This window comes from Pseudoalteromonas sp. HF66 (assembly GCF_011806445.1).
GTDB lineage: Bacteria > Pseudomonadota > Gammaproteobacteria > Enterobacterales > Alteromonadaceae > Pseudoalteromonas > Pseudoalteromonas apostichopi.
This window is the reverse complement of record NZ_JAATOU010000001.1, coordinates 417678-443910: the sequence shown is the minus strand read 5'-3', so window position 1 is coordinate 443910 and position 26233 is coordinate 417678. Positions and strand designations below refer to the sequence as shown.

Genomic DNA, 26233 nt, shown 5'->3' with positions numbered 1-26233 from the left:
TTCCTTTTTCGTTTTTATTTTCGATTCTGTAAACAAGTAGAACATGTTTGCAGCATTTCATAAAGAGTTTCGACCCTTTTGGCAGCCAATCAGTGACTTAAACAGCTAAATTACGCTAAAATAAAAGCACTCTATTCGCCACTTTTTGCTAATAAAAATGAAAAAATCGACAGGCAAAGTCACAATTTGGGATGTTGCTGAACAAGCACACGTTTCAAAATCAACGGTGTCTTTGGTCCTTACCAACAGTGATAAGGTCAGTAAAAAAAGTAAAGAAAAAGTACTGGCTGCCATTGATAAGCTTGGCTACGTGTATAACCGTGATGCTGCAGCACTTCGTAGCAAGCGCTCAAACTTAGTCGCGCTGGTTATAAATGACTTAACCAACCCTTATTCAGCTCAACTTGCTGTTGGACTCGAAAAACACATCTTTGAGCTTGGCATGCTGCCAATGCTGGTGAATATTGCGGAGTCTGTCGAAAGGCAAACTCAAGTGGTGAAAACCTTAAAAGAATACAACGTATCGGCGTTTATTATGTGCCCGGCTCCGGGAACTAAGCAACAGTGGCAAGATGATTTAATAAATAGTGGTTTTCCGGTTATTAATATCATGCGTGAAATTCCATTTTCAGCAGCACCCTGTATTTTGCCTGATAACAAAAAAGGCACACATATTTCGACCAGCCATATTTTATCGCAAGGTATTGAAGAGGTAGCCTTTTTAGGCGGCACGGCAGAAATATCTGATTATCATGAACGTTTAAGTGGTTTTTTAGCTGCGCTTGAGCAATTTAATATCACTGACGAAAAACCCGTTATTAAGGCACCGACAAACCGACAAGGTGGCCGTGAAGCCTTTAATACCCTTATAAAACAAGCACCGAATACCAAGGCCATTGTCTGTTTTAATGATGTGATTGCTTACGGCGCGATTGAAGCTATGCGCCAACACGGCCTAGAGCCGGGTAAAGACATCAAGGTTATTGGCTTTGATGACTTAGAAGATTCGCGCTTAATGTTGCCTTCTCTTTCAACCATCGCCATTAATGCCGATGAAATCGGTAAACGCACCTGTCAGGTGCTAAAAGAACTATTAGATAAATCAACACCGCCAGTTCGCACCTTGGTGGATGTTAACTTAAAAATACGAGACTCAAGTCAATGAAAAAAGTGTTAGTGATCGGCTATGTATGGCCTGAGCCTAATTCGTCGGCAGCCGGCACCCACATGATGTCACTCCTGCGCGCCTTTCGTGCAGAAAACTGGCAAGTTGAATTTGCCAGTCCTGCGCAAAAAACCGAACATATGGTGGAACTCAGCGAAGATGGCATTACCACTCAGGTAATTGCATTAAATTGCTCTAGCTTTGATGAGTACGTGCAAGCGTATAACCCTGATATTGTGATGTTTGACCGCTTTATGATGGAAGAACAGTTCGGTTGGCGAGTCGATAAATACTGCCCTAACGCACTTAAGATTCTTGATACAGAAGATTTACAGTGTCTAAGAAATGCCCGTCACGAAGCTCATAAAGCAGGCCGGGAGTTCAGCCAAAGCGATTTACACAGCGATATTGCAAAACGAGAAATCGCCGCAATTTTGCGCTCAGATATCAGCTTAATTATCTCGCACTACGAGATGCAGTTACTCAATGACGTTTTCAAAGTCGATTCTGCCCTACTTCACCATTTACCATTTTTGGTTGATTTGCAGCATATTCCCACTAGCACCAAAACATTTGCTGAGCGCAAACACTTCATGACTATTGGTAATTTTCGTCATGCGCCAAACTGGGATGCAGTGTTGTACTTACAACAGATTTGGCCGCTGATCCGCAAACAATTACCCGATACCGAACTCCACATTTATGGCTCTTACCCGCCACCAAAGGCAACAGCGCTTAACAATCCAAAAACCGGATTTTTAATTAAGGGCTGGGCAGATGATGCCTATAAAGTAATGGAAGATGCCCGTGTGTGTTTATCGCCACTGCGTTTTGGGGCTGGTATTAAGGGTAAGTTACTCGAAGCGATGATCATGCATACGCCGAGCGTAACAACTCCTATTGGTAGTGAAGGCATGCATCAAGATGAGCCATGGTCAGGCGCAATCTGTGAAGATGCACAGCAATTTGCAGATGCAGCAGTAGCACTTTATCAAGATGAAGCGTTATTTAATGAGGCACAGCAAAATGGCCAGCAGTTATTGCAAAAATATTATGATAAATCAAAACTTCAGTCGCAGTTAATCGCTAAAATCACCGCCATTAGTGAGTCATTAGCGCAGCATAGACAGCAAAATTTTACCGGCCAAATGCTTAAACATCACACCATGCGTTCGACCCAATACATGGCGCAGTGGATTGAAGCAAAAAATAAGTAATTTTGCCGTAAATAACACTAGACATAGCGGCTTTTGTCGCTAAAATCGCGCTGGTCAATTTAAGCGATATAGTCTAGCTATTAGACTATATCTTATTGAATTTTGGTCTATCCTTAACTGAACAATTTAACCTTTGGTTCAAAACGCCTTTGAAAACCGCAACGTTTACTGAAAAACGAAAATTTATCGTGAAGCTTGGCAAAATGCTTCATAAATACGGTACACCTGCATACCGACTAGAAGCACACTTAATGGAAGTTGCGACTTACCTCGGTTTGAAATCATCTTTTGTTATGTCGCCAACATCCGTGACTTTTGTGATCTGGACTGATGGCCATGAAGAAGAGTACACCCATGTTGCGCGTGTTGATCCAGGCGATCATGATTTAGGCTCGCTGGCAGATACCGATGACCTAGTAAACAAAATGCTAAATGGGGAGCTGACGTTACAAGAAGTCGATAAACAGCTCGATATTATTTACACCATGCCGAACCCATATAATAAATTTATGACCGGCGTTGCGTTTGCAACCTCGGGTGGCGCGTTTGCAATGTTGATGGGTACCAGTTGGAATGATGTTTTTTGGTCAGCACTCATTACCTTAGTTGTGTATTTATTTGTGCTTTGGTCAACGCGTTCTAAGCGTGTTGCACATATGCTTGAACCATTAGTTGCCATTGTATCGGCGATTATAGCCTGTGCTATTAGTGTCTATATTGATGCCCAAATTAACATACGACTGGTGGTACTTTCAGCCATCATTGTGTTTATACCCGGCTTAGCATTAGCCCTCGGTTTAGCAGAGTTAGCAGCTAGGCATTTAGTGTCTGGTACAGCTCGGGTTATGGACTCATTCATGCTGCTGTTTAAGCTGTATTTTGGTGCTTTTATTGGTATCGGTATTGGTTTTGCTATTTTTGGCCAAAGTGACTTTGTGCAACCCGAGCCTTTACCTAAATGGACGGCTTGGCTAGCTATTTTCATGCTATGTAGCAGCCTAATCGTCATTTTTAGAACCAAGCTAAAGCATGCTGTTTGGTCTATTGCATCTGGCTTTATAGCGTATGGTACAAGTATTGGTTCAGCCATGTACCTAGACTACACATTAGGCACATTTGTAGGCGCATTAGCCGTGGGCGTTTTTAGCAACTTATTCAACCGCGTTGTCAATGCTCCAGCCTCCATTGTAGCTATGCAAGGTCTGATCGTATTGGTACCAGGTAGTAAAACCTATATTGGTTTAAACTCATTGATAGAAGGCCAAGATTTCGTTTATGCAGACCATATTGGCCAGCAAACCTTTTTGATTTTCATGTCATTAGTGGCGGGGCTTATCTTTGCTAACGTCGCGCTGCCACCGAAGAAAAGTTTATAACTTACTAAGCCCGAGTTTCTCGGGCTTTTTTACGCCCTCGTTTTTATAAGCCGACTTTGCTTATCAGCAACAAACTGATATAACTCTTAAGTGCATGTGGTAAATATAAAAAGGATTTATTCAGTGATAAGATTGGCTTGGCTGTTATGCAGCTTTTTCGCCTTTAATGCGTTTGCAGAACCCCAGTGTATTAACTGTCATCAAAGCCAAGTTGAAGACTGGCAAACATCCCATCATTTTCATGCTATGGAAAAAGCCACTCCCACCTCGGTGCTTGGTAATTTCAATGAGCAAACCCTTAACTACCAGGGCCAGCAAGCGCGCTTTTATCAACAAGACCAACAACTTTTTATAAGCATGCCAAACCTAGATGGCAAGCAGACTGACTACCTTGTTTTATACACATTTGGCTATGAGCCATTGCAGCAATACATGTTTGATATGGGCAAAGGCCACATACAGCTATTTCCCTTTGCGTGGGACTCACGCAGTAAAACAGACGGCGGGCAGCGCTGGTTTGTACTGCATCCTGAGCAGAAAAAGCATGACCTATTTCATTGGTCGCAAAAAGGCCAAAACTGGAATCATATGTGTGCTGATTGCCACTCAACTGATTTCAAAAAACAATTTGACCTTAAAACGAATAGCTTTGATTCAAGTTACTCAAGTATTAACGTGAGCTGCAAAGCGTGTCATGGTGATACCCAAGCTCATTTGAAATGGGCTGATGGCGATAGCAGCATTGCCGATAAAGGCTTTACTCATAACATTAAAAAGCAAACCCCGCTTTTTTCTCAACAAGCCGATGGCAGGATGCAAAGCGTACAGCCACTTGTAAAAAGCGATCAAGTGCAAGTCTGTGCAACCTGTCATGCTCGGCGCTCACAGCTTGATGACCGCAAAGACCCGCATAGTTTTTTACAAAGCTTTCAAGGCTCATTACTCACTCCTGAGCTTTACCACGTTGATGGTCAAGTATGGGATGAAGACTATGTATGGGGTTCATTTTTACAAAGTAAAATGTTCAACGCGGGGGTAACCTGTAGTAACTGTCATAACCCTCATTCGGGTAAATTAAAGCTACCGGGCAATCAAACCTGTACGCAATGTCATAGTCAAGAGATGTTCGATACACCAAAACATCACGGCCATAAAATGGCAAGTATGGGTAGCCAATGTGTCGATTGTCATATGCCCGCGACCACCTATATGCAAGTAGACGCCAGACGTGACCACAGTTTTAGAGTACCTCGCCCAGATTTAACATTAAAAACCAATGCCCCTAATGCGTGTAATAGTTGCCATGAAGATAAAACACCACAATGGGCCGTCGCAAAAATGAAAGACTGGCATCCAAATTCAAAACATCTTGGCACTGCGCATTTTTCTGAGGCGTTTTATGCGGCAGATAACCGCCTGCCTAATGCGTCAACTATGCTGACTAAAATAGTGCAAGATAAAAATTTCCCTGAGATTATCCGTGCATCAGCACTGAGCCGTTTAGCAGCAAGTCCCGATAATAATGCCGTTGTTGCGATTGCTCGCTCAGTAAAAGACAGCGAGCCCTTAAAGCGTCAAGCTGCGATTGAAGCAGCGATGCCGCTTGATATAAACCAGCGCTGGCGCCTGTTAAACCCATTGCTTGATGATGAGCATTTACCAATCAGAACCGAAGCCGCAAGAGCTCTGTCGGCCATGTTAATTCAACCGTTTCCGGCCGGTCTTAATGTGCAAGACAGTAAACGGTTAAATGCAGCGCTTGATGAATACAAAGGCCTCCAACAATACCAAGCCGAGCGCGGCTACTCACATACCAATTTAGGTAATCTTGCGCTCACATTACAAGAACCAGAGCAAGCCAAAGCACATTACTTACAAGCAATCAGTATTGAGCCTATTTTTGCTCCTGCTTATGTTAACTTAGCTGATCTATACCGCAATCAAGGCGATGAGAAGGCAGCGCAAAAAATCTTAAAACAAGGCTTAACGGTTAATATAGAAAGCGCCGATATTCATTATGCCCTCGCCATGAGCCTTATTCGCTCCAAACAAAAAGACATAGCACTTACACATTTAAAAAAAGCTGCCCAGTTCGCAGAAGATAATGCAAGCTACCAGTATACTTATGCGCTGCTGCTACAAGATTTAGGTAATATGCCAGCAGCAATATCAGCCCTTGAGCGTGCTTTTAATCTAACACCGAATAACCCTGATATTAACTACAGTTTGGCGCAGTGGTATGTGGCAGAAGAGAACTACAGCCAAGCGCTGTTTTATGCAAGAAACCTCGCTCGTTTAGTACCTGGCAACCAACAAGTTCAGCAATTTGTTAAGCAACTAGAAATGATGAATAGCATCAATTAATTGATAGTTAGAGGCTAAAAGAAGCTTTTTAAATTTAGCAAGTATTATATGCTTTAGACAATTGAACTCGATTAATAAATAAGCTATAAGTAGCGAAAGAAAGTATATCTATTCTAATATTTTGTGTAAGGACAGCACATGACTTCTCTTCAATTTACTCCACTTATCCTCATTTTCTCAGCTTCATGCTTTGCAACTGAACAAAAAGAAGTACAAGACATGTCTGATCCACTGGCTGTTTATACACAAGCCGGTACCGGTGCGACAAACAAGGGCCTTAATTTTAAAGTGGGTCAAGCATACGATACAGGTATAGCTACAACTGCTGGCATGAATGTTATTGAAGTCAAAGGTATTTATGGTGATGTGCTTGGTTGGGAAAGCGATAGCAGAACGACAGATTCTATTGACTCATTTCGCTTTCGTAATTTCTCGGTTGACTTAAGCTCAATGAGTGCAACACAGATTGATGCTAACTATAACCTCAATGCCAACCTTGTTGCTGACGAAAGCATGGATGTCTCATATAGCTACATTAAAGCCCTTAAACCTATGGGACGCTTTACGTTTTACCCATTAGCTGGGGTCGGTGCATCGCTGGGTGAAAATACCCTAGAAGATGACGGCAGTCGTGACAGTGGTTATTCCATTATGGGTGCATATGGTTTAGTGGGTATGTACGCAAAAATTACTATTAACGATAAAATTTGGCTTAACTACAATCCATTTTGGCTAACAACTATCGGCGGAAGCGATAACTATAAAGATCACTATTATGGTTTAAACCAAAGCCATATTTTGACTCACGAATTTGCAGCCAGTTATCAAATTAACCCACGTATGAATCTACGCTATTTCGCAAACTGGAACGAAAACCTTGACTTCTTAGATGGCGATCATCGTCTCGAATTTAACTATCAGCTATAAATTAAAATGTGAAGTAAAAAGAAACAACAAGGTAAGGGATTAAGTGAAAAACGTTGTACTAATAAATATGCTTACAGCAAGTTTGCTCAGCACACAAAGCTTTGCATCGAGTTATGATCAATATGCAATAAAACCCGCAGAGCAGCAATTAAGTAATCAACAACAAAAAGTTGATGAACCTATTTCATTTCTTCCTATACCAACCTTTATTACAGAGCCTGCTGTAGGGCCAGGCCTTGGGGTCGTTGGTTTATTTTTTCATGACAACGAAAAGAAAGCTAAAAAGAAGAAAAAAGAAGGCTCGACCCTGCCACAAAGCATCAGTTTAGTAGGCCTAATGGGCACTAAAAATGGTACCAAAGGCGGCGCTGTTGGCCACATTACGTTTTGGGATGAAGACCGAATTCGCTATCAAGGGATTGTTGGCTGGGCGAGTATAAACCTTGATTTTTACACCTTTGACGAGATTAAACTGCTTACACCTTTATCGTTGAATATTGAAGGCCCTGCGGTGTTTCAAAACCTTAAGTTACGTTATGACGACAGTAACTTCTTTTATGGCTTTAAGCAGATATATCGTCAAGTTGATATTAGCTTAGCCGAAAACCCTATCGAAGATTTTCTGCTCGAAAATGATATTATCAAGGAACATCTATCGCTTGATGTAAATACCTCAGGCATTGGTCCGTTACTAGAATACGATAGCCGAGATAACCCGCTGAACCCAGAGCGGGGCTTTAACTATAAGGCCGAATATTTATATTATGATGAGGCTATTGGCAGTAAGGTTGATTACACCAGCCTAAAGCTTACCGCCTTAAATTACTGGCGTTACACCGATAAATTTAACTTTGCCCTGCGCATGCAATATGACTCAGTAAATAACCGTGGTAAAAAACGCTTACCGGTTTATATTCCACCAAGTATTAGCTTACGGGGTGTATCTGCAACTCGATATCAAGGCCTTGATGTGTTTGTGGCCGAAGCAGAAGCAAGTTATAAAGTTACGCAGAAAATAAAGCTTAATTTATTTACTGGCATGGGCTGGGCTGCCGATAATTTTTCTGATTTATCTAAGGCTGAAACCATTGATACTGTTGGCGCAGGCTTTCGTTATTTAATTGATGAACATTACGGTATTAGCATAGGCATAGATGTTGCGCATGGCCCTGAACAAAACGCAATTTACATTCAGGCGGGTTCTACTTGGTAATCGAAACTAATACTTTTGTTATTATTTTAATAACTGATTAAACCTAAAGATTGAATTAATTTGTTTCACTGCTATTATCAATAGCTCAATAAACATTCAGGGATTGAACGGATGCATAAAAAAGTATCAACCAACCATTATCCATTCAAAGATTTTAAACCACATGGCCTTGTCGAGTTTTATCAACATGAACATACTCTTTTAACGACTGCCATAGGGCCTTTCAACGAAGAAATTATTGACGCGCACTCTTTTATGCAAAAAGATTACATTAATAAACTCACCACTGATTATGGCCAATGGTTTGAATTGGTTGAGTTTGAAAACTCATGCATGGCAACTCCTGGGGCACTCGAAAAGCTAATGGTGTACTTTGTAGAACTGCGACGTAAAGGCATTGCACCAGCAAAAACAGCCTTTGTCATCAAAGAGGGGCTTGAAGGCGGAAGCTTACTTACCGATACCTACTGCAATTTGTATAAACGAGCAGGCATGGTAATGAATGTGTTTAAGTCAAAAACAGCGGCCCTAAACTGGTTAGCAGAAGAGTCTGTTACTGAATTAGCCTGTTAATACACAATTTAGTTTAAAAAGTGTTGCTCTTCTTCACGCAAGGTCAACACTTCAACCCCCTCAGCCGTTACCGCTAAAGTATGCTCCCATTGCGCAGAAAGCTTTTTATCTTTTGTAACTACAGTCCAACCATCTGGCTTAGTTTTTACCTTAGCTGCCCCTTGATTGATCATTGGCTCTATCGTAAAGGTCATCCCCTCTTTTAGTACAAGCCCCGTATTTTTCTTGCCGTAATGTAATACTTGTGGCTCTTCGTGCATTTGCTGGCCGATGCCATGACCACAGTACTCTTTAACCACACTATAACCATGTTGATGAGCAAAATTTGCAATCGCATTACCAATATCCCCCAGCCTCACACCTGGTTTTACCATTTTAATTGCGTGCCACAGGGCTTGCTGGGTGGTGTCTACCAAACGTTTTGCTAAAGGCGATACATCACCAATTAAGTACATTTTGCTAGAGTCAGCTAAATAGCCATTTTTCTCGAGAGTGATATCAATATTCACAATATCGCCTGCTTTCAAAATGCCTTTGTCGCTTGGAAAACCATGACATACCACCTCATTCACAGAGGCATTTAATACATAAGGGTAGTCGTACTGCCCTTTACTTGATGGCCTTGCTTGTAACTGCTCAACAATGTAGCGTTCAACGAGATCGTTTATTTCCATTGTAGTCACGCCCTCTTTTACTAAAGGGTCAAGATAAGCAAATACATCAGCAAGTAATCGACCAGACTCTCGCATCAAAGCAATTTCATCTGCATCTTTAATCACAACCTTACTCATCACTTACATCCTTAGCCTTCACATCAGCTTGGCGAAGTTGCTCTTTAATAATATCGCTGTAGGTCATGGTAGGATTAAGCTCAGCAAGCATGCCTATTTTAATCCAATACTCAGATTGCGAGTTAATTGAGCGCACCATCGCTGTACTTGCTTTACGGATTTCTTCGTGTAGCTCATCGCTAATTTTAACAATACCCATCATATGACCTATATATAAAACATATACAGATCGTATTCATATTATATAAAAAAGCAAGGAGAACTTGTTTAATTACAACTCAGCTATCATTTTAACAAGCGCTTGTGTTGTCCATTCAAGCTCATTGAATTTAATATCAGGTTGATAATAAAAGCCTTTTTCACGTGGTCTATTTACATAGACCTTTATCGGCAGAATGACTTTAGCAAAGCCTGAAGGTAAGGTTTCGAGCCTCACTTCCATATAGGTAGAGTCTGTACTACTTGGTGCGCCTACTAATTGTGTGTTTGCAAACAGCTTAAAACTATCCAGTGCATCTAAACAGGCGCTAGCACATTGCCCTGGCACAATCACATAAACCGGTGTAGTAAATTTGCTGGCATTTTTTGGCATTGCTTGTCGCTCTGCTGCAGGTATCTCGACATAATAATGTTCACCCTTTTCATAAGCCGCCTGCATACTTTCGTGGGTCGTCTTTAGCCATTGATACCACGGGCTAGCCTTATCATAGCTTGCGACTACATCACCTAAATAGTCAGTATTACCTTTAGAAGTTCGCCACCACACTTGGGTATTTTTGTGTAACTCATAGCGGCCATATTTAAACTGTTCACTGCCCCAAAGTGCTGAGGCTATTTGCTCACTCCACATCGATGAGCCACCTTGATTATGACGAAGATCAAGCACCACAGCTTTAGCTTGCATTAACTTATCATGTTGCTGTTCAATAGCGCTCAGCATCGCTTGATAATCCGCTTGCTGCTGCTCATTGGGTGCAAAAGTTGGCATGCTGATCCAAGCAATATCCTCTAAAGGCCAATTAAGCTCAATTGGTAACTTATCGCCGTTGTAAGCATTTTTAAGATTTTCACTGACAGTATCAGGCCTAATACGCCAGTTTAACTTTAAGCTGTAAGCAGAGCCGTCGGCTTTTTCGAAAGTGCAGCGCTCAAGAGGCGACAAAAATGGATTTCCATCATCAATCGCTAGTCGCCAACCATGGTTCCACCAACTACCGGGTTGTTCTACTTCTCCGTAATAGCGAAAAACACGCTCAACTAGCAAAGTATCAATTGCTTTATTATCACAGCTCACGAGCTTATCGCCTTTGGCAACTGTATCTAGTTCGCTGTAATACACTTTCAACGCATCACCGCGCCAAACAGTTGAAAAGCCCGGCCAACTTCTTTGTGGCTTTAGTTCACTTGGTAAGGTATCAACCGCTCCCGCATGACCATCTTGTAGTATGGTTCTAAAACGTGCAATAGCTGCAGAAAAACCTTGTGAACTATGCGCTTTTACAGCCAGCTTTAAGCCTTCTTGCTTTGCTTTTTCGAGCTGTTTTACAAATCCAGGGTTACGCACATCATGCATCCCAGGGTGGTTTATGACCGATAACTGATAAGCCGCTTCAACATCTTTTATAGCAAGCTCAGACCAATTAATTTCAGAGTTAATTACTGTATTAGCCTCATTGGCGCGACATATGTCCACACTAAGTGGGCTAAAGTTAAGAGCTGTAAAGATAAGTGATGAGTAAAGCGCCAAGCGTTTCATAAAAATCCATTTTAAATAGTCATTATGTTCAAAAAACACCCTATTTAATCACTAAGACATTGTTGTGGCAATGAAAAGTACTTCACATATGAATAGATTAAAAAAATTCATCTATCAGGTTTATTTTAATCGTTTGTCGATTTAGATGGATTACTCTAAAGTTAACTCATCAGCAAACGATGCTGCGATTAACGAGGAAACCAATCATGTTTAAACCACTTTTAAAACGACTTGCTCTTAGCTCTTTATTGACATGTTCAGCTTTTGCAATCGCTGATCAAAGTGACTACAAACTAATGGTAATTAGCGACTCAGATTCATCGCAAGCAATTATGCAAGGCCAATATGATGCAGTGTTAAATAGCACAGCTCAAGCGACTGACTCAAACAGCCAATACGAACTTGCATTCAATCGTTGCGCAGCAAGTGTGAAGTCTAAAAACTTCAGCGATGCAGAATCACTTTGTACTGAAGCTATCAAGCTTCTTAATACAAGCGAAGTACGCGGATATAAACGCCGAGAGCTAACTTCTTTCGCTTTAAGTAATCGAGGTATCGCACGCATCATGTCGAAAAACGACACAGCTGCACTGTCAGATTTTTATGAAGCGGTAAAAATATCGGGTAATGATTTAGTCAATCACAACCTAAACCGCGCTAAGAAAAACTTAGCTTTATAACGGAATTGTTGTCACAAAAAGTCTAGCTTGTGTGTTCTCTGGGCTTTTTCATATATCGAGTCATGGCACTTGCGGTGACTCAACCAAATTGTTGTCAAAAGCTTAGCTTGTGTGTTCTCTAAGCTTTTTTATTCCGAGTCATGGCACTTGCGGTGACTCAACCAAATTGTTGTCAAAAGCTTAGTTTGTGTGTTCTCTAAGCTTTTTTATTCCGAGTCATGGCACTTGCGGTGACTCAACCAAATTGTTGTCAAAGGCCTGGCTTGTGTGTTCGCCAGGCTTTTTTATGCCCGTTATAAAATAACTTGCCAATAAGCTACATCAACCCACTGAGCGAACTTTTTTCCAACTTGCTGGAAATGCGCGACCTTTTGCATATTATATTTTTCATGCAAGGCGATACTTGCTACATTAGGTAATGCAATCCCTGCCATAACAGCATGTACATTTTGCGCTTTTAGCTGAGCAAACAGTGCAGCGTAGAGCTGTGTACCAACCCCTTTTGCATGACTACCAGCATCTAAATAAATCGAAATTTCCACTGAGTGTTGGTAAGCTTTACGTGCTTTCCAAGGTGTTGCATAACAATATCCAATAACCTTGCCATTAATTTCGGCAACCAACCAAGGTAAGCCAGAGGCAAGATTAACCTGTATCCGCTTTGCTATTTCAACGTCTGTGATAGCATCAACTTCAAATGTAACCGTACTATTGAGAACATAGTGATTGTAAATTGCAGCAATGGCTTTACTATCATCAGCCGTTGTATTTCTAATCATGTTTGAAATTCCTTACTCAACAATGATTTATTAATAACAGAAAAGAAGATTTGGGAATACATTTACGCAAAATAAAAACGCCACTAGACGTGGCGTTTGGGTAGTTTCGACAACAATAAGAAATTGCTTTTAAAAGAAGCCCAGTGGATTTTCACTGTAACTTACTAATAGGTTTTTAGTTTGCTGGTAATGATCAAGGGCGAGTTTATGTGTTTCGCGGCCAATGCCTGATTTTTTATATCCGCCGAACGCAGCGTGCGCTGGATACATGTGATAGCAGTTTGTCCAAACGCGGCCCGCTTCAATCTTACGGCCAAAGTGATAAGCACGATTCATATTTCTGCTCCATACACCAGCCCCTAAGCCAAACTCTGAGCTATTGGCAAGCGCTAATGCTTCCTCTTCATCTGTAAAGGTCGACATTGAAATAACGGGGCCAAAGATTTCTTCTTGGAACACACGCATGTCGTTGGTGCCTTTTAACAGTGTTGGTTGAATGTAGTAGCCACCATTAAACTCATCTGACAGCTGCTCTACTTCACCGCCAGCGAGTACCTCAGCCCCTTCTTGTTTACCAATTTCGATGTAACTTAGGATCTTATCAAACTGAGCTTGCGATGCTTGTGCGCCGACCATGGTTTCTGTATCAAGTGGGTTACCACGTTTAATTTGTAAAGTGCGGGCAAGAACACGCTCAATAAACTGCTCGTAAATGTCTTCTTGAATAAATAAACGCGATGGACAGGTACAAACTTCGCCTTGATTAAAGTATGCAAGTACAGCCCCTTCTATAGCTTTACTCAAAAACTCATCGTCTTTTTCCATTACATCATTAAAAAAGATATTTGGCGATTTACCACCTAGTTCGACCGTTGATGGAATAATATTATCAGCAGCACATTTTAAAATATGTGAACCTACCGGCGTTGAACCTGTAAAGGCAATTTTAGCAATTCGAGTACTGGTTGCGAGGGCTTCGCCAGCTTCTTTACCATAACCGTTCACAATATTTAGAACACCTGCTGGTAACAAATCACCGATGACTTCAAGCAGCACTAAAATTGATGCAGGTGTTTGTTCAGCCGGTTTTAAAACAACACAGTTGCCCGCAGCAAGAGCTGGAGCAAGCTTCCATGCAGCCATTAGCAATGGGAAATTCCAAGGAATAATTTGCCCTACTACACCCAGAGGCTCATGGAAATGATACGCAACGGTGGTTTCGTCAATCTCACCAATTGAGCCTTCTTGTGCGCGAACACAGCCTGCGAAATAGCGAAAGTGATCGGCCGCTAATGGCACGTCTGCCGCCAGAGTTTCACGAATTGCTTTACCATTATCCCAGGTTTCTGCAACCGCGAGCATCTCTAGATTTTGTTCAATGCGATCGGCTATTTTTAATAAGATATTACTGCGCTCTGTGACTGACGTTGTTCCCCACGCTGCTTTTGCATCATGGGCTTTATCAAGTGCCAGCTCGATATCTTCTTTTGATGAACGAGGTACTTTACAAAACACTTTACCGTTCACAGGGCTGATGTTTTCAAAGTATTCTCCTTTTACAGGGGCAACCCATTGGCCACCAATATAATTCTCGTATTGCGCTTTAAAATTAACTTTTGCGCCTTCACTACCTGGGTTTGCATAAATCATAATGTGTTCTCTCTTCAAATTGTTGTGTTTTATTTAGCATTGACTAAATTACGCGGTAGGTTATTGTTTAATGAACCGCTAGCTTTTGAAGTTAGCTTAGTTAATAGAAGTACACTTGATTCCTAGTCCAGACTTTTTGACTATTTGTCCAGAATTTAGGGCGACAGCGAGGCAACAATGAACACATCAGTTAGCAGCAGAAGTTTAGATAAGAAACGGCAACTTATTGATGTGCTTATTGAAAATAAAGTAAGTTTTGCTGGAGAGCATGCAGAATTAAGTATTTACGACACCTATTTAGATGCGCAAAAAGTAGCGCTGCATTCCACTGAATTATTATTTTGCGGCATGATCAGTGGCAAAAAAATCATGCATGTTGCTGACAGTGATTATCATGAAGAGTTCTTGCCAAACCAGTCATTTGTACTGGCCCCAGAGCAAGGTGTATTAATCGATTTTCCAAATGCTTCGCTCAACCAACCAACAACCTGTTTAGCGATTGAAATTAGTACAGACAAAATAAGCCAAGTAGTCGATATACTTAATTTTAATCAGCAAATTACACAAGATGACTTTTTCCAATATCAAACGAAGCTAGTCCATACACAGCATAACCTGCAAACCCAACAACTGCTTGAACGGATGATTACCCTGTTTAGCGAAAATGAACAACACCGTGATTACTTAATTGATCTATCACTCAATGAGTTAATAACCCGCCTATTACAGCAACAAAGCCGAGATTTAATGATCGCAAGCTGTAAGAAAGGTAAACTTGCAACTCCAATGAGCCATGTAATTAGCTATATAGAACAACATCTCGCAGAGAATATTGATATTGATGTGTTATGTAAGATAGCGTGTATGAGCCGCAGTAAGTTTTATCAGCAATTTAAGCTAGCATTTGGTGTCACCCCAGCTCTTTGGCAGCAGCAATTACGCTTACAAAAAGCATACAAACTGCTCGAAAAAGGTGAGGCTATTAGTCAGGTTTGTTATCAATTAGGTTTTAATAACCCGAGCCATTTTAGTCGTGTGTTTAAACAAGCCTTTGGCGCAACCCCAAAGAGTATCGCTAACCATTAAACCTAGGATTGCAACGAGTATAAACCCGATAGGTCAATGCCAATAAAATACATATAATACTTGGTACATAAAGCGCCGAAAAGCTAAATTTTGCAAATAACCATGCACCTGATAAGCCACCTAAAATAAAGCCGAAGATGATTAGGCCAAATAGCTTAGCCTTACGCTTATCAAGCTCCTCACCTCGGAAAAAACGACCAAACATAATACCTAAATCAGTAAAGATCCCTGTCACATGAGTGGTACGAACGATTGCACCACTGTAGGTCGTTGCCAATGCGTTTTGTAATCCACATGCCGCAGAGGCCAAAAAGTGCCCATAACCAGAGCCATTAAACAATAGCCAAAGTGCGCCTAATAAAAGCCCTGCTTCGATTAATAATGCGGTGTCGTAGTGACGACCTAATTTAAGTGCAGAGCTATGCAGTAAAAACCCTGCAATACCAGAACCTACTAAAAATGACAGTAATACGCCTAATAAATGTAAAGCATCAAGGCTATTGCCATGCATTAGATCTGCGCCAAGCAAAGTTGCAGTTCCTGATAAATGTGATACAGCTTGATGTTCAAAACTAAGTAACCCAACTGCATTCACGCAACCGGCTACCAACGCCAAAATAAATGCCCCAATCTCAACCCACTTTGGTAACTTAGAAATCACTCGCTACTCGCCTTTTTTTGCTCTCTTACTCATTCTTTTATGGTACGTTAATTTTTATGACTAAAAACACTTTTTTTCGACTCTTTATATGGTAATTTACAATTAAGTAAATCGATTAAGAAGCTATAATGACAAAGCCAAAAAGTTGGACGCTGAAAAGTATCGCCAAAGAGTTAGGTGTTTCAAATGCTACCGTATCAAATGCGTTTAACCGTCCGGATCAATTATCTAAGGCGCGCCGTGAAGAGATCTTAGCTGCATGTAAAAAGCTAGGCTATTTTGGTCCCAATAAAGCGGCGCAATCATTACGTCGTGGCACCTTTAATATTGTTGCCCTAGTGCTACCAGACAGTGTTGAATATATGGTATCAGATCCGGTTGCAAGTAGCTTTATGCGTGGTGTGTCAGCAGTACTCGAAAAAAACGGCATCAATCTTTTATTATTTTCAGGTAACAACGATAACCTAAATAGCGTGGTTGATTTTGTTGATGGTTTTATTTGCTACGGTCGCCCACGTAATAAGCAACTTGTTGAACAATTGAAACAAGTACCAAAACATGTGGTAACTGTCGATTTTAACATCGGTCGCGATGCCTCTGTAAACGTAAACAACCAACAAGCCAGCTTTGATATTGCCAAACACGCACTACAAAATAATGATGATCGGGTTGCTATTTTAGGCCTGCGCTTACTCGATAACGACGTTTTATGCCGAGTTTACGAACATCATGAATTTGAGGCTGGTCAGTCTATCGCTCATCAACGACTGCGCGGTTATCAGCAAGCAATCAGCGATGCTGGCGTCACCCTTGGTGATGATAGAACATGGAATATTCCAGAAAGTAGCGAACGCTTCGCTAGCATTGCTGCTAAAGAAGCACTTAGCAGCACCCCACGACCAAATGTATTGTTGTGTATGAGTGATTTAATCGCCCTTGCCGCAATGCGCGAAGCATTAAAAATGGGGTTATCAATTCCTGAGGATGTCAGAATTGTCGGCTTTGATGGTATAGATGAAGGACAGCGATTTGTGCCAAAACTCACAACTGTCCATCAAAATAGCGAAGAAAAAGGCCGCATTGCTGCGACCTTGTTTATATCTAAAGAGCAGCAAACAGCCGAAATCGACTATCAGCTGCAATTGGGTCAAAGCAGTTAAGCTAATAAGTCAGCTAAATTAGTCATGCTTTGCCCGCCATCTCGCTGATCAAGAATCATCACTTCACGGCTTGCAAAGTCGACCTTTAACTCGATTGAGCTGCTATCATCATGCCAGCTTAAACGACATACACTGCCTTCACCTTTAGCAATAAATTCACCATTAAAAGCTGAGTGCTCATTACGCAATTGAATGAGTTTAATCAAGCCTTTAACGACAGGTTTAGCAAGCGCTGCATCAATGTCTTGTGCATTTAAATATGGGCGATTAATATCACGGCCAACATTTGTGCGAGCCAGTAATTCCATATCATTTTCACAAGCGAACAGGCCGCCATAATAAACTTGTGGAATACCTGGTGCAAAGAATTGAATCGCACGCGCTAGTAGGTAATCAAAGTCATCTGCGCCCAATGCATTGTAATATGTACAGTTTACTTGGTATAAATCAACGTTACTTGCAGCTGCACCAGTTGCAAGGCGACTTTGCCCTTCACTTTTTTCATGAATGGTTTCTACCAAGTTATCAATTTGCGCGGCGTTTAATAAGCCCGGTTTATCACCCATAGGGCCCGCATCAATGATACCAATGCCATCATGGGTATCGAGAACCGTTAAACAGTTACGCGGCGAAATTGTTAGCCAGTTCAGTAGAGCTTGCGCATCATTGCTAAACAAACTGTGTAAAATAAGTGGTGGTAAGGCAAAGTCATATACCATATTTACACGCTTTGCGACTTCAACCTGAGTTTGGAAGTGGCTATGAATCTCAGCAATGGTTTCCATACCTGCTTCATTAGCTTGCGCAGAAAGCTTATTTAAATATTCAAATGTTTCGTCAAGCATAAAGCAGTTTGTGCCTGCTTCTTTGATAGCGTAACCAGCAGCATCTAAACGAATAATGTTAACATTATTATCAGCAAATTTGCCAAGTACAGTATTTAAGTACTCGATGCCCGCCGTTGATTTCACATTAATATCAATTTGATTATCGGTAAATGTAGTCCAAAAATCATAGGTTTGGCCATCGCCGCATGCAATAGGCGTAAAGCAGCTACCAGGACGCGGACGATAAATCGCTTGTTGTTCAGCCTCAGACATACCATTTGGGAATACATCATCTTTGGTTAGAAATAAATCCCAAAACTCAGATTGCTTGCCTTTAGCTAATACATCTTTAAATTGAAAAGACTGTGCTGAAACATGGTTAACAATTAAGTCAGCCATTAAATCATAGTTGGCACCAAGCACTTTAATATCGTCCCAGCTACCAAGACGCGAGTCTACTTCGCTATGATCAATGGGATCAAAGCCAGCATCACTGCCATCAATCGGGTTATAAAATGGCAACAAATGTACACCTGCAAACACATTGTTAAGTGGGCCATTTAATAAATTACTTAATTCATCAATACCTTGACCTGTAATTCGGTCTGCATAGGTGATTAATTGCACTTTATTGTTGATCATAATTGTTAATACCAAGTTGAAACTTAATCGATTAAGATATATCTTTAACCACGACAGCAAATTATTCAAGCAGTTTTTACAATTTTTATACACTAATATATATAGTAAAGGTGCAGACCTTTCGGTGGGGATACAACAATGAATAGAACACACGATCCTTTGCAAACCATTAGATGGCTGACATACATGATGTTTTTTATGTTTGCTATGACATCTGATGCGGTTGGTATGATCATTCCAGAGCTTATCAATGAATTTAACTTAAGCATGACTCAAGCCAGTGCCTTTCATTATGCACCAATGGCATTAATTGCCTTTAGCGGCCTATTTTTAGGTTTTTTGGCTGATAGTTTTGGTCGCAAGCAAACCATAATGCTGGGGCTAGGCTTATTTACAATAAGTTGTTTCTTATTTGCCGTTAGCAGCAGTTTTAGTATATTTGTAGTGCTACTTAGCTGCATTGGCCTTGCTATTGGCTTGTTCAAAACCGGCGCATTGGCGTTACTAGGTGACATCTCTAAAAACAATTTAGAGCATACAAAAACAATGAACTTGGTCGAAGGCTTCTTTGGTGTTGGAGCCATTGTAGGCCCTGCACTTGTCAGCTTTTTAATCACCCAACAGGTAAGCTGGACTTATCTTTATGTCATCGCTGGGGTCTTATGCTTAATTTTGACCTTAATCGCTTGGCGTGCAGAATACCCTAAACCTAAAAAGCTTGAAAAGCATGCTAAACCAGCATCACTTGCAACCACAATGAGTATGATGAAAAACCCCTATGCACTTGGCTTTTCCTTAGCAATTGCTCTTTATGTTGCGACCGAAGTGGCTATATATGTATGGATGCCCACTTTACTTAGTGATTACAACGGCCCATGGCAATTACTGGCTACATATGCGCTAACCCTATTTTTCATTTTACGTGCTGCAGGGCGTTTCTTAGCGGTATGGCTGTTAAATCATTTAAGTTGGCAAGCGGCAATGCTGTATCTAAGCTTAGGCATTGCTCTTTGTTATTTAGGCTTAATTTTTGGTGGCGTTGATTGGGCGGTATTCTTATTACCATTATCGGGGCTGTTTATGTCGATGATCTACCCAACTTTAAACTCGAAAGGTATTTCTTGCTTTGCGGTGCAGCAACACGGTGCGGTCGCTGGGGTTATTTTGTTTTTTACCGCCCTTTCGGCTGCAGCGGGGCCGTTATTAATGGGTGTGATCAGTGACTACTTTGGTCACATTCGTTACGGCTTTTATCTCGCAACAGGTTTCGCATGTTTATTGTTTTTAGCCATGCTATATAACTACTTACGAGACCCTGCTGAGCAAGCATTAGCGCAGCACAGCGCGCTAAGCCACTAAATAAAACTCTTAAAAATCAATTATCGAACATAAATTGTGCAAATTTTTCGCTAAAAAACTTGCATTATGTAAAATTATTGTTATCTTTACTTAATCGATTAAGATAACAATTTAGACAACAAACCATCTGGGATTGAGACGAGGCACATTATGACAACACACAAACATGCCCTTTATACATTAAGCGCGCTTGCATTAGCAGTAAGTCAAAACTTACACGCTGAAGAGCAAGCACAACCAGAGGCTAAAAAAAGCGGCCTTGAAACGATTGTTGTAACAGGTGTACCGCGCCGTACGACAATTATGGCATCAAGTTCTTCAGTTAGCAGTGTTACATTAGCTGAAATTGAAGTATCAACACCACGCTCTACCGCAGAAGCATTCAGAACAATCCCGGGTGTACGTTCAGAATCAACTGGCGGTGAAGGTAACGCCAACATCGCAGTACGTGGCTTACCTGTTGCATCGGGTGGTGCCAAATTCTTACAACTACAAGAAGACGGCTTACCTGTGATGCAGTTTGGCGATATTGCTTTTGGTAACGCAGATATCTTCATGCGCTTAGATTCAACAGTACAAAGTGTTGAATCAATCCGTGGTGGCTCAGCATCTACAGCAGCAAGTGATGCACCAGGCGGTATCATCAACTTTATTTCTAAAACCGGTGAGAACGAGTCTGGCAGTGTATCAACCACTGTAGGCCTTGATTATGACTCAATTCGCACAGACTTTGAGTATGGTACTTATCTTAACGACAGTGTGCGTTATCACATAGGTGGTTTTGTTCGCCAAGGCGAAGGCCCGCGTGAAACTGGATATACATCAAATAAAGGGGGCCAGATTAAGGCGAACCTTACTAAAGAATTTGATGCCGGCTATGTGCGTGTTTACTTTAAGCACCTTGATGATAAAAGTGTAGGTTACCTACCTATGCCTATGTACTCAAATGGCGATTCAATCCCTGGTTTTGATGCACAATCAGATACGCCACATTCAGCACTTTTCACACAAACACTGCGTTTAAATGGTGATAATCAAATTAGCACTGGTGACATGACTGATGGTATGAATCCGGTTGTTACATCTGTTGGCTTTGAAGCTGCTTTTGATTTAGATAACGACTGGCGCATCGAAAACCGTTTTAGAACATCATCTGTAAGCGGTAATTTTATTTCTCTTATTCCAGCTGAAGTAGCAAGTGCAAGCTCAATTGCCTCTAGCATTGCTGGTGATGGCGCATCACTTGTTTATGCAAATGGTGGCTCAGCAGGCCAAGCTTATGGCGATGACGATTTAGCAATGCGCATCCACACATTCGATGTAACACTAAACGACATGGGTTCAATAGTTAACGACCTTAAGTTAACTAAATCGTTTTCTGATGACACAAGCATGACCTTTGGTTACTTTGCATCAAGCCAATCAATTGATATGTCATGGCTTTGGAACTCATATGTTATGGAGTTAAAAGGCGATAACGCAGCATTACTCGATGTGTACGCTGCTAATGGTGATAGCTATTCTGATAATGGCTTATATGCCTATGGCACTCCTTATTGGGGTAACTGCTGTCAACGCAACTACGATACAGAGTACGAAACACGTGCACCTTACATTAACTTAGCAACTAAATTTGGTGACCTAAGCATTGATGCAAGTGCTCGTTACGATTCAGGTGAAGCGCGTGGTAACTACGCAGGCGCCGTAACATCAACTGTTGATATGAATAGCGACGGTACAATCTCAATTCCGGAGCAAAGTGTAGTTGGTATAGATAACGCAAACCCAAGCATTGTTAACTATGACTGGCACTACAGCTCATACTCAATTGGTGCTAATTACCAAATTGATCCAAGCTTTGCGACATTTGCTCGTATTAGTAAAGGCGGCCGTGCAAATGCAGACCGCTTACTATTCGGTAAAGTAGAAGCGGATGGTTCAGTTGCTGAAGCCGATGCGATTGATGAAGTAAATCAATACGAATTCGGTGTGAAAAAACGTTTTGATTCACTATCAGTATTTGCAACAGCATTCTATGCAGAAACTGAAGAACAAAACTTCGAAGCCACATCGCAAAAATTCTTTGACCGCGAATATGAAGCCAAAGGTATTGAGGTTGAATCAACTTACTACGTAGGCGATTGGGATTTCCGTGGTAACTTTACATGGACAGATGCAGAAATAGCTAAAGATGCGTTATCGCCGGAGTTAGTAGGTAATACACCACGTCGTCAAGCTGACCTTATCTACTCACTAATGGCCACTTACAACTTTGACAAAGGTGCAGCGGGTCTGAGCTTTATTGGTACAACAGATGCTTACGCACAAGATAGTAATGATCTTCAGTTCGATGGCTACACACAAGTAAATGGCTTTGTAAGTTACAACTTGTCTGAAAACTTAAGCCTATCGCTTAATGTGAACAACCTGTTTGACACCGTAGGTATCACAGAAGCAGAAGAAGGCTCAGTACCAGATAACGACATTATCCGTGCCCGTACTATTAACGGCCGTACAACGTCACTTACTTTAAAATATTCTTTTTATTAATCACTAAACTCCCTTGTTTTAGCCCAGTTTTTACTGGGCTTTTTCAGCTTTAATAACCAACTTTCCAGCCTCAATTGAGCAAATAGTCGTAATTACTCCCTTTCTAGTAAAAAAACAGATAATAAATTATCACTTTGTTCTATAATCAACGTGCGCCACAAGTATTAATCCCTTAAAATGATTAAGTATTATTGCGAATTGGTTTAACCATTTGAATTAGGAACATGCATGTTTGTCTCACGCAAAAGCCACTCTTTACTCCAAGATCAATACAACGCGCTATTAGCTGAAGTTGAGGCACTCAAAGCCGACAATCACGTTCTGCGTGATGAAAACGAGCGCTTAGAAGCTCAATTACATCATCATGCTGATGATGCAGATCAACTGTTCATTGCTAATTTATTGAATAGTTCGATTGAATGTATCACGCAAATTGAGGGCGTACGCCAAACTGTTCTCGACTCATACCTTGTTATTGAAGAAGAAAGCCAAGTCACTTTACAGATCAGTCAACTATTGAATGACTCAAATAATGCGCTGCAGCATATCGTCAGTGAAATGGCGAGTATGGCAGGCAAAATGGGGAGCATGACCAGCAACATTACTGGCTTGTCTGATATGGCTGATAGCATCAATACCTTTGTATCAACCATTTCAAAAATTTCAGATCAAACCAACTTACTCGCGCTTAACGCCGCCATTGAAGCAGCTCGTGCTGGTGAGGCTGGTCGTGGCTTTAGTGTTGTTGCTGATGAAGTACGTACGCTTGCTACCAACACGAATAAATCAGCACAAGAAGTGTCTGATTTAGTAAAAGAAATCATTAACAAAACGGGTGAAACTGTCACCTCGGTTGAAGATATTCAGCAAAATAACACCCAGCTTTCAACAAGCTTTGATACCTTGAACAACGACTATAGTTCGATCATGAATCACTGCAATTCAATGAAAGAAACTATTATTAATGCCGCTACTCGCTCATTTGTGCAAACTGTAAAACTAGACCATATTGTATGGAAAGGTGAAGTATATGCGGTTGCCAATGGTACAAGTAACAAGTCGATTGATGACTTTTCAGATCATACCATGTGTAGACTAGGTAAATGGTATAACTCTGAACAATCAAATGGCTTTAAACAGCTCAATGCTTATCGTCAATTAGAAGAGCCACACCGTGAAGTGCACCGTAATGGTGTTGAAGCGTTAGTGATGCTACAAACAGGCAATAAAGACGCAGCTATTAATCACATTAATAAAATGGAAGCAGCAAGTGAGCGTGTCATGCATATACTTGATCAAATCGCTAACGGCTAATTACTAAAAATAATAAAACCGAGCTCAGATGCTCGGTTTTTTGATCTATTTAAGCAAGTTACTCAACTAAACCTTCTTGCAGCACCGGCATTACAGCACTTTGTTGTTCTTGGCGCTTCACATAGCTAAACAACATTAAGCATCCAAGGGCTAAACTTGCAGCTAGCATAGAGCCAAGAGTGGCGAATCTAAAACTATAAAACTGTGCAATAACGCCTGTTGCCCCTGCCCCGCACATAACACCAAGTTTAATGGCGTTCGTGTAAAACGCTGAGGTAAACCCTATTCGCTCAGGAAGCTGATCTTGTAATACGGTTAAGCCAATGCCTGCAAAAATACCGTAAAACAGGCCGTTCAATACTTGCAGCGCGATTAAATGCCACACTTGAGTGGCAAAAAACACTCCTAAATAAAATACAATGGCACAACAAAATGCCACCGCAAGCATCGAGACCTTACTGTATTTTTTAGCTAGTTTTGCTCCATACAGCATGATAGGAATTTCTAACAGTGCCACGACCCCCATAAACAGTCCTGGGGTATGTTCAGCAAACCCAAGTTCAGTAATGCTATAAAGTGGCAGTGCCGATGAATACATAATATTACCCGTTGAACCAAGCATTATCGATAAGCCTAACAACCAAAATGATAAACTCGCTGCGGCTGCAGGCTCTGAGCCGTTTTGCGATTTTTTAGCGCTGTAGTCAGGAATAAACTTAAATGCAAAGATTAGCGCAATCAAAGCGCAAAATGCAGCGAAGTAAAACGAGTGACTAAACTTCCCCCCTGCAGCTAACATATAGCCCAGCGGAGGGCCTCCCACCCAAGCAAATGAGATAGCAGCACGTAAACGCGAATTAAAGCTGGTAATGTCTATATTCTGTTGACGTCCAGCCCATTGTCGTGCAACCGTCATCATTTGTGGGATTGCCGCATTTCCCATCGCTAGAAATAACACACCTGCGAGTAGCACTTGCCAAAATGCAGTGGCATTTGCAAAGGTCACTAACGCGCACGTCATGCCTGCTACAGCCACCATAAATAACTTACGTGCACTTGTGCCTTTATCAGCCATGCCACCCAGCCACTGACTGATAACTAAACCCGTAATGGTTACCGACACCATATAAACCCCCAAATAAATGGGCGGTGTTTGCAGCCCTTCAACTATAAATAAGCTCATCAAAGGGTTAACGAATGCCCCCATTAACCCTGTTAGCATACTTAGAAGAATAAATATTACACCATGCTGTTTAAACAATACTTTCACTAACGACCCCATATCAATACAACAAGTGAATAGATAATTTAAAGGGCGCAAATTATACACAGTTTTAATGAGAACTTCATTTTGTAATACAAATTAAAGTACACGTGAATTTAATAGTTAAAGTCTATTACACTAATAAAAGCGCTCAGCATTACCTAATAAAAAAACTTCACATAAAGACTGCTATAAAATGCAAATGCCTTGACGACTTATGAATAGGTTTATATGAAATTTATTTACACACCTACTCTTATAATCAGCGCTTCAACATTCACTAAAGACAATGATGTAGCTGTGGGTTATACCCAAAACTCTTTTACAACATCCCCTCGTTGCAGCGTATTACTTGAAGACGTTCATGTAATTCAAAAACGGCAACGCTTTGCATGTAAATATATTCCTAAGTGTGTGGTTAATACTCGTGGTAAGGATGCATAGGGGTAGCTGCGAGTAAAAATCTCGAAAACTTAATCATTGCCGCTCTGTTTGAGCTAGCAGGTCAATAAAGCAAAACAATAAAAGGCCATGTATTGAACTTTCTGCTTAATTCTCCATCAGAGGTAAATACCTATAGCATTCAGTCAATTAAGTTTATTTATGAAATGGATTACTTTCTCCAAATGCGCTTATTCCCTCACTGTTTTAGCCATAATTATTACTGTACTCATAACCATTGATAATTTTGACAGTTCACAAAGCCTTCCAATTGGCTTCGTTCTATGGGGGATTTCACCTTACCTGTTAATGGCGTGGATGGTTGAACACAGTAAAACAAGAATGACACAGATTGCCTCATTTATTGTCACTATCATTTGTGTCTTATTTGGTATTGTGACCTTAGGTTCAATTTATTTTTCTCATGACGCACAATCA

At 41.0% G+C, this 26233-nt stretch carries 22 protein-coding genes; 14 read left to right on the top strand and 8 right to left on the bottom strand.

Translation table 11 applies throughout. From position 1 onward, the window contains the following. Window positions 1-157: 157 nt before the first annotated feature. From HCZ11_RS01850 to HCZ11_RS01820, 7 genes are all read left to right on the top strand, one after another. Window positions 158-1165 (top strand): LacI family DNA-binding transcriptional regulator, encoded by a 1008-nt coding sequence (locus HCZ11_RS01850; protein WP_130052781.1) that lies wholly within the window; start codon window positions 158-160, stop codon window positions 1163-1165. Next, on the top strand, window positions 1162-2382 hold the full coding sequence (locus tag HCZ11_RS01845) for a glycosyltransferase family 4 protein (protein ID WP_167657475.1): 1221 nt from the start codon (window positions 1162-1164) through the stop codon (window positions 2380-2382). The genes HCZ11_RS01850 and HCZ11_RS01845 overlap by 4 nt, the downstream gene beginning before the upstream one ends. A gap of 149 nt (window positions 2383-2531) precedes the next feature. Continuing rightward, window positions 2532-3758 (top strand): threonine/serine exporter ThrE family protein, encoded by a 1227-nt coding sequence (locus tag HCZ11_RS01840; protein WP_082401625.1) that lies wholly within the window; start codon window positions 2532-2534, stop codon window positions 3756-3758. Between the two features lie 123 nt (window positions 3759-3881). Then, entirely contained in the window at window positions 3882-6122 is a 2241-nt protein-coding gene (locus tag HCZ11_RS01835) for a multiheme c-type cytochrome (protein WP_368484039.1), read from the top strand. A 138-nt stretch (window positions 6123-6260) separates the two neighbouring features. Further along, window positions 6261-7049 carry a hypothetical protein gene (locus tag HCZ11_RS01830; RefSeq protein ID WP_130052783.1) on the top strand — a complete coding sequence of 263 codons (789 nt, stop codon included), beginning with the start codon at window positions 6261-6263 and terminating at the stop codon, window positions 7047-7049. 43 nt (window positions 7050-7092) lie between these two features. Next, a complete protein-coding gene (locus HCZ11_RS01825; protein WP_250662266.1) occupies window positions 7093-8262 on the top strand; it encodes a BamA/TamA family outer membrane protein in 1170 nt (389 codons plus the stop codon). Window positions 8263-8373: 111 nt separating this feature from the next. After that, window positions 8374-8835: a hypothetical protein gene (locus tag HCZ11_RS01820; RefSeq protein WP_130052784.1), complete on the top strand. Its 462-nt coding sequence runs from the start codon at window positions 8374-8376 to the stop codon at window positions 8833-8835. An 8-nt stretch (window positions 8836-8843) separates the two neighbouring features. Here the strand turns inward: HCZ11_RS01820 and map are convergent, their stop codons facing one another. The 3 genes from map to HCZ11_RS01805 form a co-directional block, all read right to left on the bottom strand. Then, window positions 8844-9626 carry a type I methionyl aminopeptidase gene (gene map / locus HCZ11_RS01815; RefSeq protein WP_130052785.1) on the bottom strand — a complete coding sequence of 261 codons (783 nt, stop codon included), beginning with the start codon at window positions 9624-9626 and terminating at the stop codon, window positions 8844-8846. Continuing rightward, window positions 9619-9825, bottom strand: a complete 207-nt coding sequence (locus HCZ11_RS01810) for a ParD-like family protein (RefSeq protein WP_119853080.1) — start codon at window positions 9823-9825, stop codon at window positions 9619-9621. The genes map and HCZ11_RS01810 overlap by 8 nt, the downstream gene beginning before the upstream one ends. 72 nt (window positions 9826-9897) lie before the next feature. Continuing rightward, window positions 9898-11382, bottom strand: a complete 1485-nt coding sequence (locus HCZ11_RS01805) for a S41 family peptidase (RefSeq protein WP_167657474.1) — start codon at window positions 11380-11382, stop codon at window positions 9898-9900. Between the two features lie 206 nt (window positions 11383-11588). Between HCZ11_RS01805 and HCZ11_RS01800 the strand changes: the two genes are divergently transcribed. Continuing rightward, window positions 11589-12062, top strand: a complete 474-nt coding sequence (locus tag HCZ11_RS01800; protein WP_130052787.1) for a hypothetical protein — start codon at window positions 11589-11591, stop codon at window positions 12060-12062. Window positions 12063-12355: 293 nt separating this feature from the next. Here HCZ11_RS01800 and HCZ11_RS01795 read toward each other — a convergent pair whose 3' ends face one another. Both HCZ11_RS01795 and HCZ11_RS01790 read right to left on the bottom strand, forming a co-directional pair. Further along, window positions 12356-12841, bottom strand: a complete 486-nt coding sequence (locus HCZ11_RS01795; protein WP_167657473.1) for a GNAT family N-acetyltransferase — start codon at window positions 12839-12841, stop codon at window positions 12356-12358. Window positions 12842-12970: 129 nt separating this feature from the next. Continuing rightward, window positions 12971-14491, bottom strand: a complete 1521-nt coding sequence (locus HCZ11_RS01790; RefSeq protein ID WP_130052789.1) for an aldehyde dehydrogenase family protein — start codon at window positions 14489-14491, stop codon at window positions 12971-12973. 177 nt (window positions 14492-14668) lie between these two features. Between HCZ11_RS01790 and HCZ11_RS01785 the strand changes: the two genes are divergently transcribed. Beyond that, window positions 14669-15577 carry an AraC family transcriptional regulator gene (locus tag HCZ11_RS01785; protein WP_167657472.1) on the top strand — a complete coding sequence of 303 codons (909 nt, stop codon included), beginning with the start codon at window positions 14669-14671 and terminating at the stop codon, window positions 15575-15577. Here the strand turns inward: HCZ11_RS01785 and HCZ11_RS01780 are convergent. After that, entirely contained in the window at window positions 15567-16238 is a 672-nt protein-coding gene (locus HCZ11_RS01780) for a YoaK family protein (RefSeq protein WP_130052791.1), read from the bottom strand. The two genes, HCZ11_RS01785 and HCZ11_RS01780, sit on opposite strands and share 11 nt — an antisense overlap. 128 nt (window positions 16239-16366) lie before the next feature. Between HCZ11_RS01780 and HCZ11_RS01775 the strand changes: the two genes are divergently transcribed. Next, window positions 16367-17398 (top strand): LacI family DNA-binding transcriptional regulator, encoded by a 1032-nt coding sequence (locus HCZ11_RS01775; protein WP_167657471.1) that lies wholly within the window; start codon window positions 16367-16369, stop codon window positions 17396-17398. On the opposite strand, the gene gtfA is transcribed toward HCZ11_RS01775, so the two are convergent. Beyond that, the gene (gene gtfA / locus HCZ11_RS01770) at window positions 17395-18867 is read right to left on the bottom strand and encodes a sucrose phosphorylase (RefSeq protein WP_130052793.1); all 1473 of its coding nucleotides are present in this window, start codon (window positions 18865-18867) and stop codon (window positions 17395-17397) included. The two genes, HCZ11_RS01775 and gtfA, sit on opposite strands and share 4 nt — an antisense overlap. 138 nt (window positions 18868-19005) lie before the next feature. Here gtfA and HCZ11_RS01765 point away from each other — a divergent pair, with 138 nt between their 5' ends. The 3 genes from HCZ11_RS01765 to HCZ11_RS01755 all read left to right on the top strand — a co-directional run bounded on the left by HCZ11_RS01765 (window position 19006) and on the right by HCZ11_RS01755 (window position 24090). Beyond that, window positions 19006-20226: a sugar MFS transporter gene (locus HCZ11_RS01765; protein ID WP_130052794.1), complete on the top strand. Its 1221-nt coding sequence runs from the start codon at window positions 19006-19008 to the stop codon at window positions 20224-20226. Window positions 20227-20376: 150 nt separating this feature from the next. Beyond that, window positions 20377-22776 (top strand): TonB-dependent siderophore receptor, encoded by a 2400-nt coding sequence (locus HCZ11_RS01760; RefSeq protein ID WP_167657470.1) that lies wholly within the window; start codon window positions 20377-20379, stop codon window positions 22774-22776. Between the two features lie 228 nt (window positions 22777-23004). Further along, window positions 23005-24090: a methyl-accepting chemotaxis protein gene (locus HCZ11_RS01755; RefSeq protein ID WP_167657469.1), complete on the top strand. Its 1086-nt coding sequence runs from the start codon at window positions 23005-23007 to the stop codon at window positions 24088-24090. Between the two features lie 58 nt (window positions 24091-24148). On the opposite strand, the gene HCZ11_RS01750 is transcribed toward HCZ11_RS01755, so the two are convergent. Further along, window positions 24149-25360, bottom strand: coding sequence for a sugar efflux transporter (locus HCZ11_RS01750; protein WP_294090139.1), 1212 nt, complete (start codon window positions 25358-25360; stop codon window positions 24149-24151). Window positions 25361-25585: 225 nt separating this feature from the next. On the opposite strand from HCZ11_RS01750, the gene HCZ11_RS01745 reads away from it, so the two are divergent. Further along, a complete protein-coding gene (locus tag HCZ11_RS01745; protein ID WP_167657467.1) occupies window positions 25586-25798 on the top strand; it encodes a catalase in 213 nt (70 codons plus the stop codon). Window positions 25799-26233 lie beyond the last annotated feature (435 nt).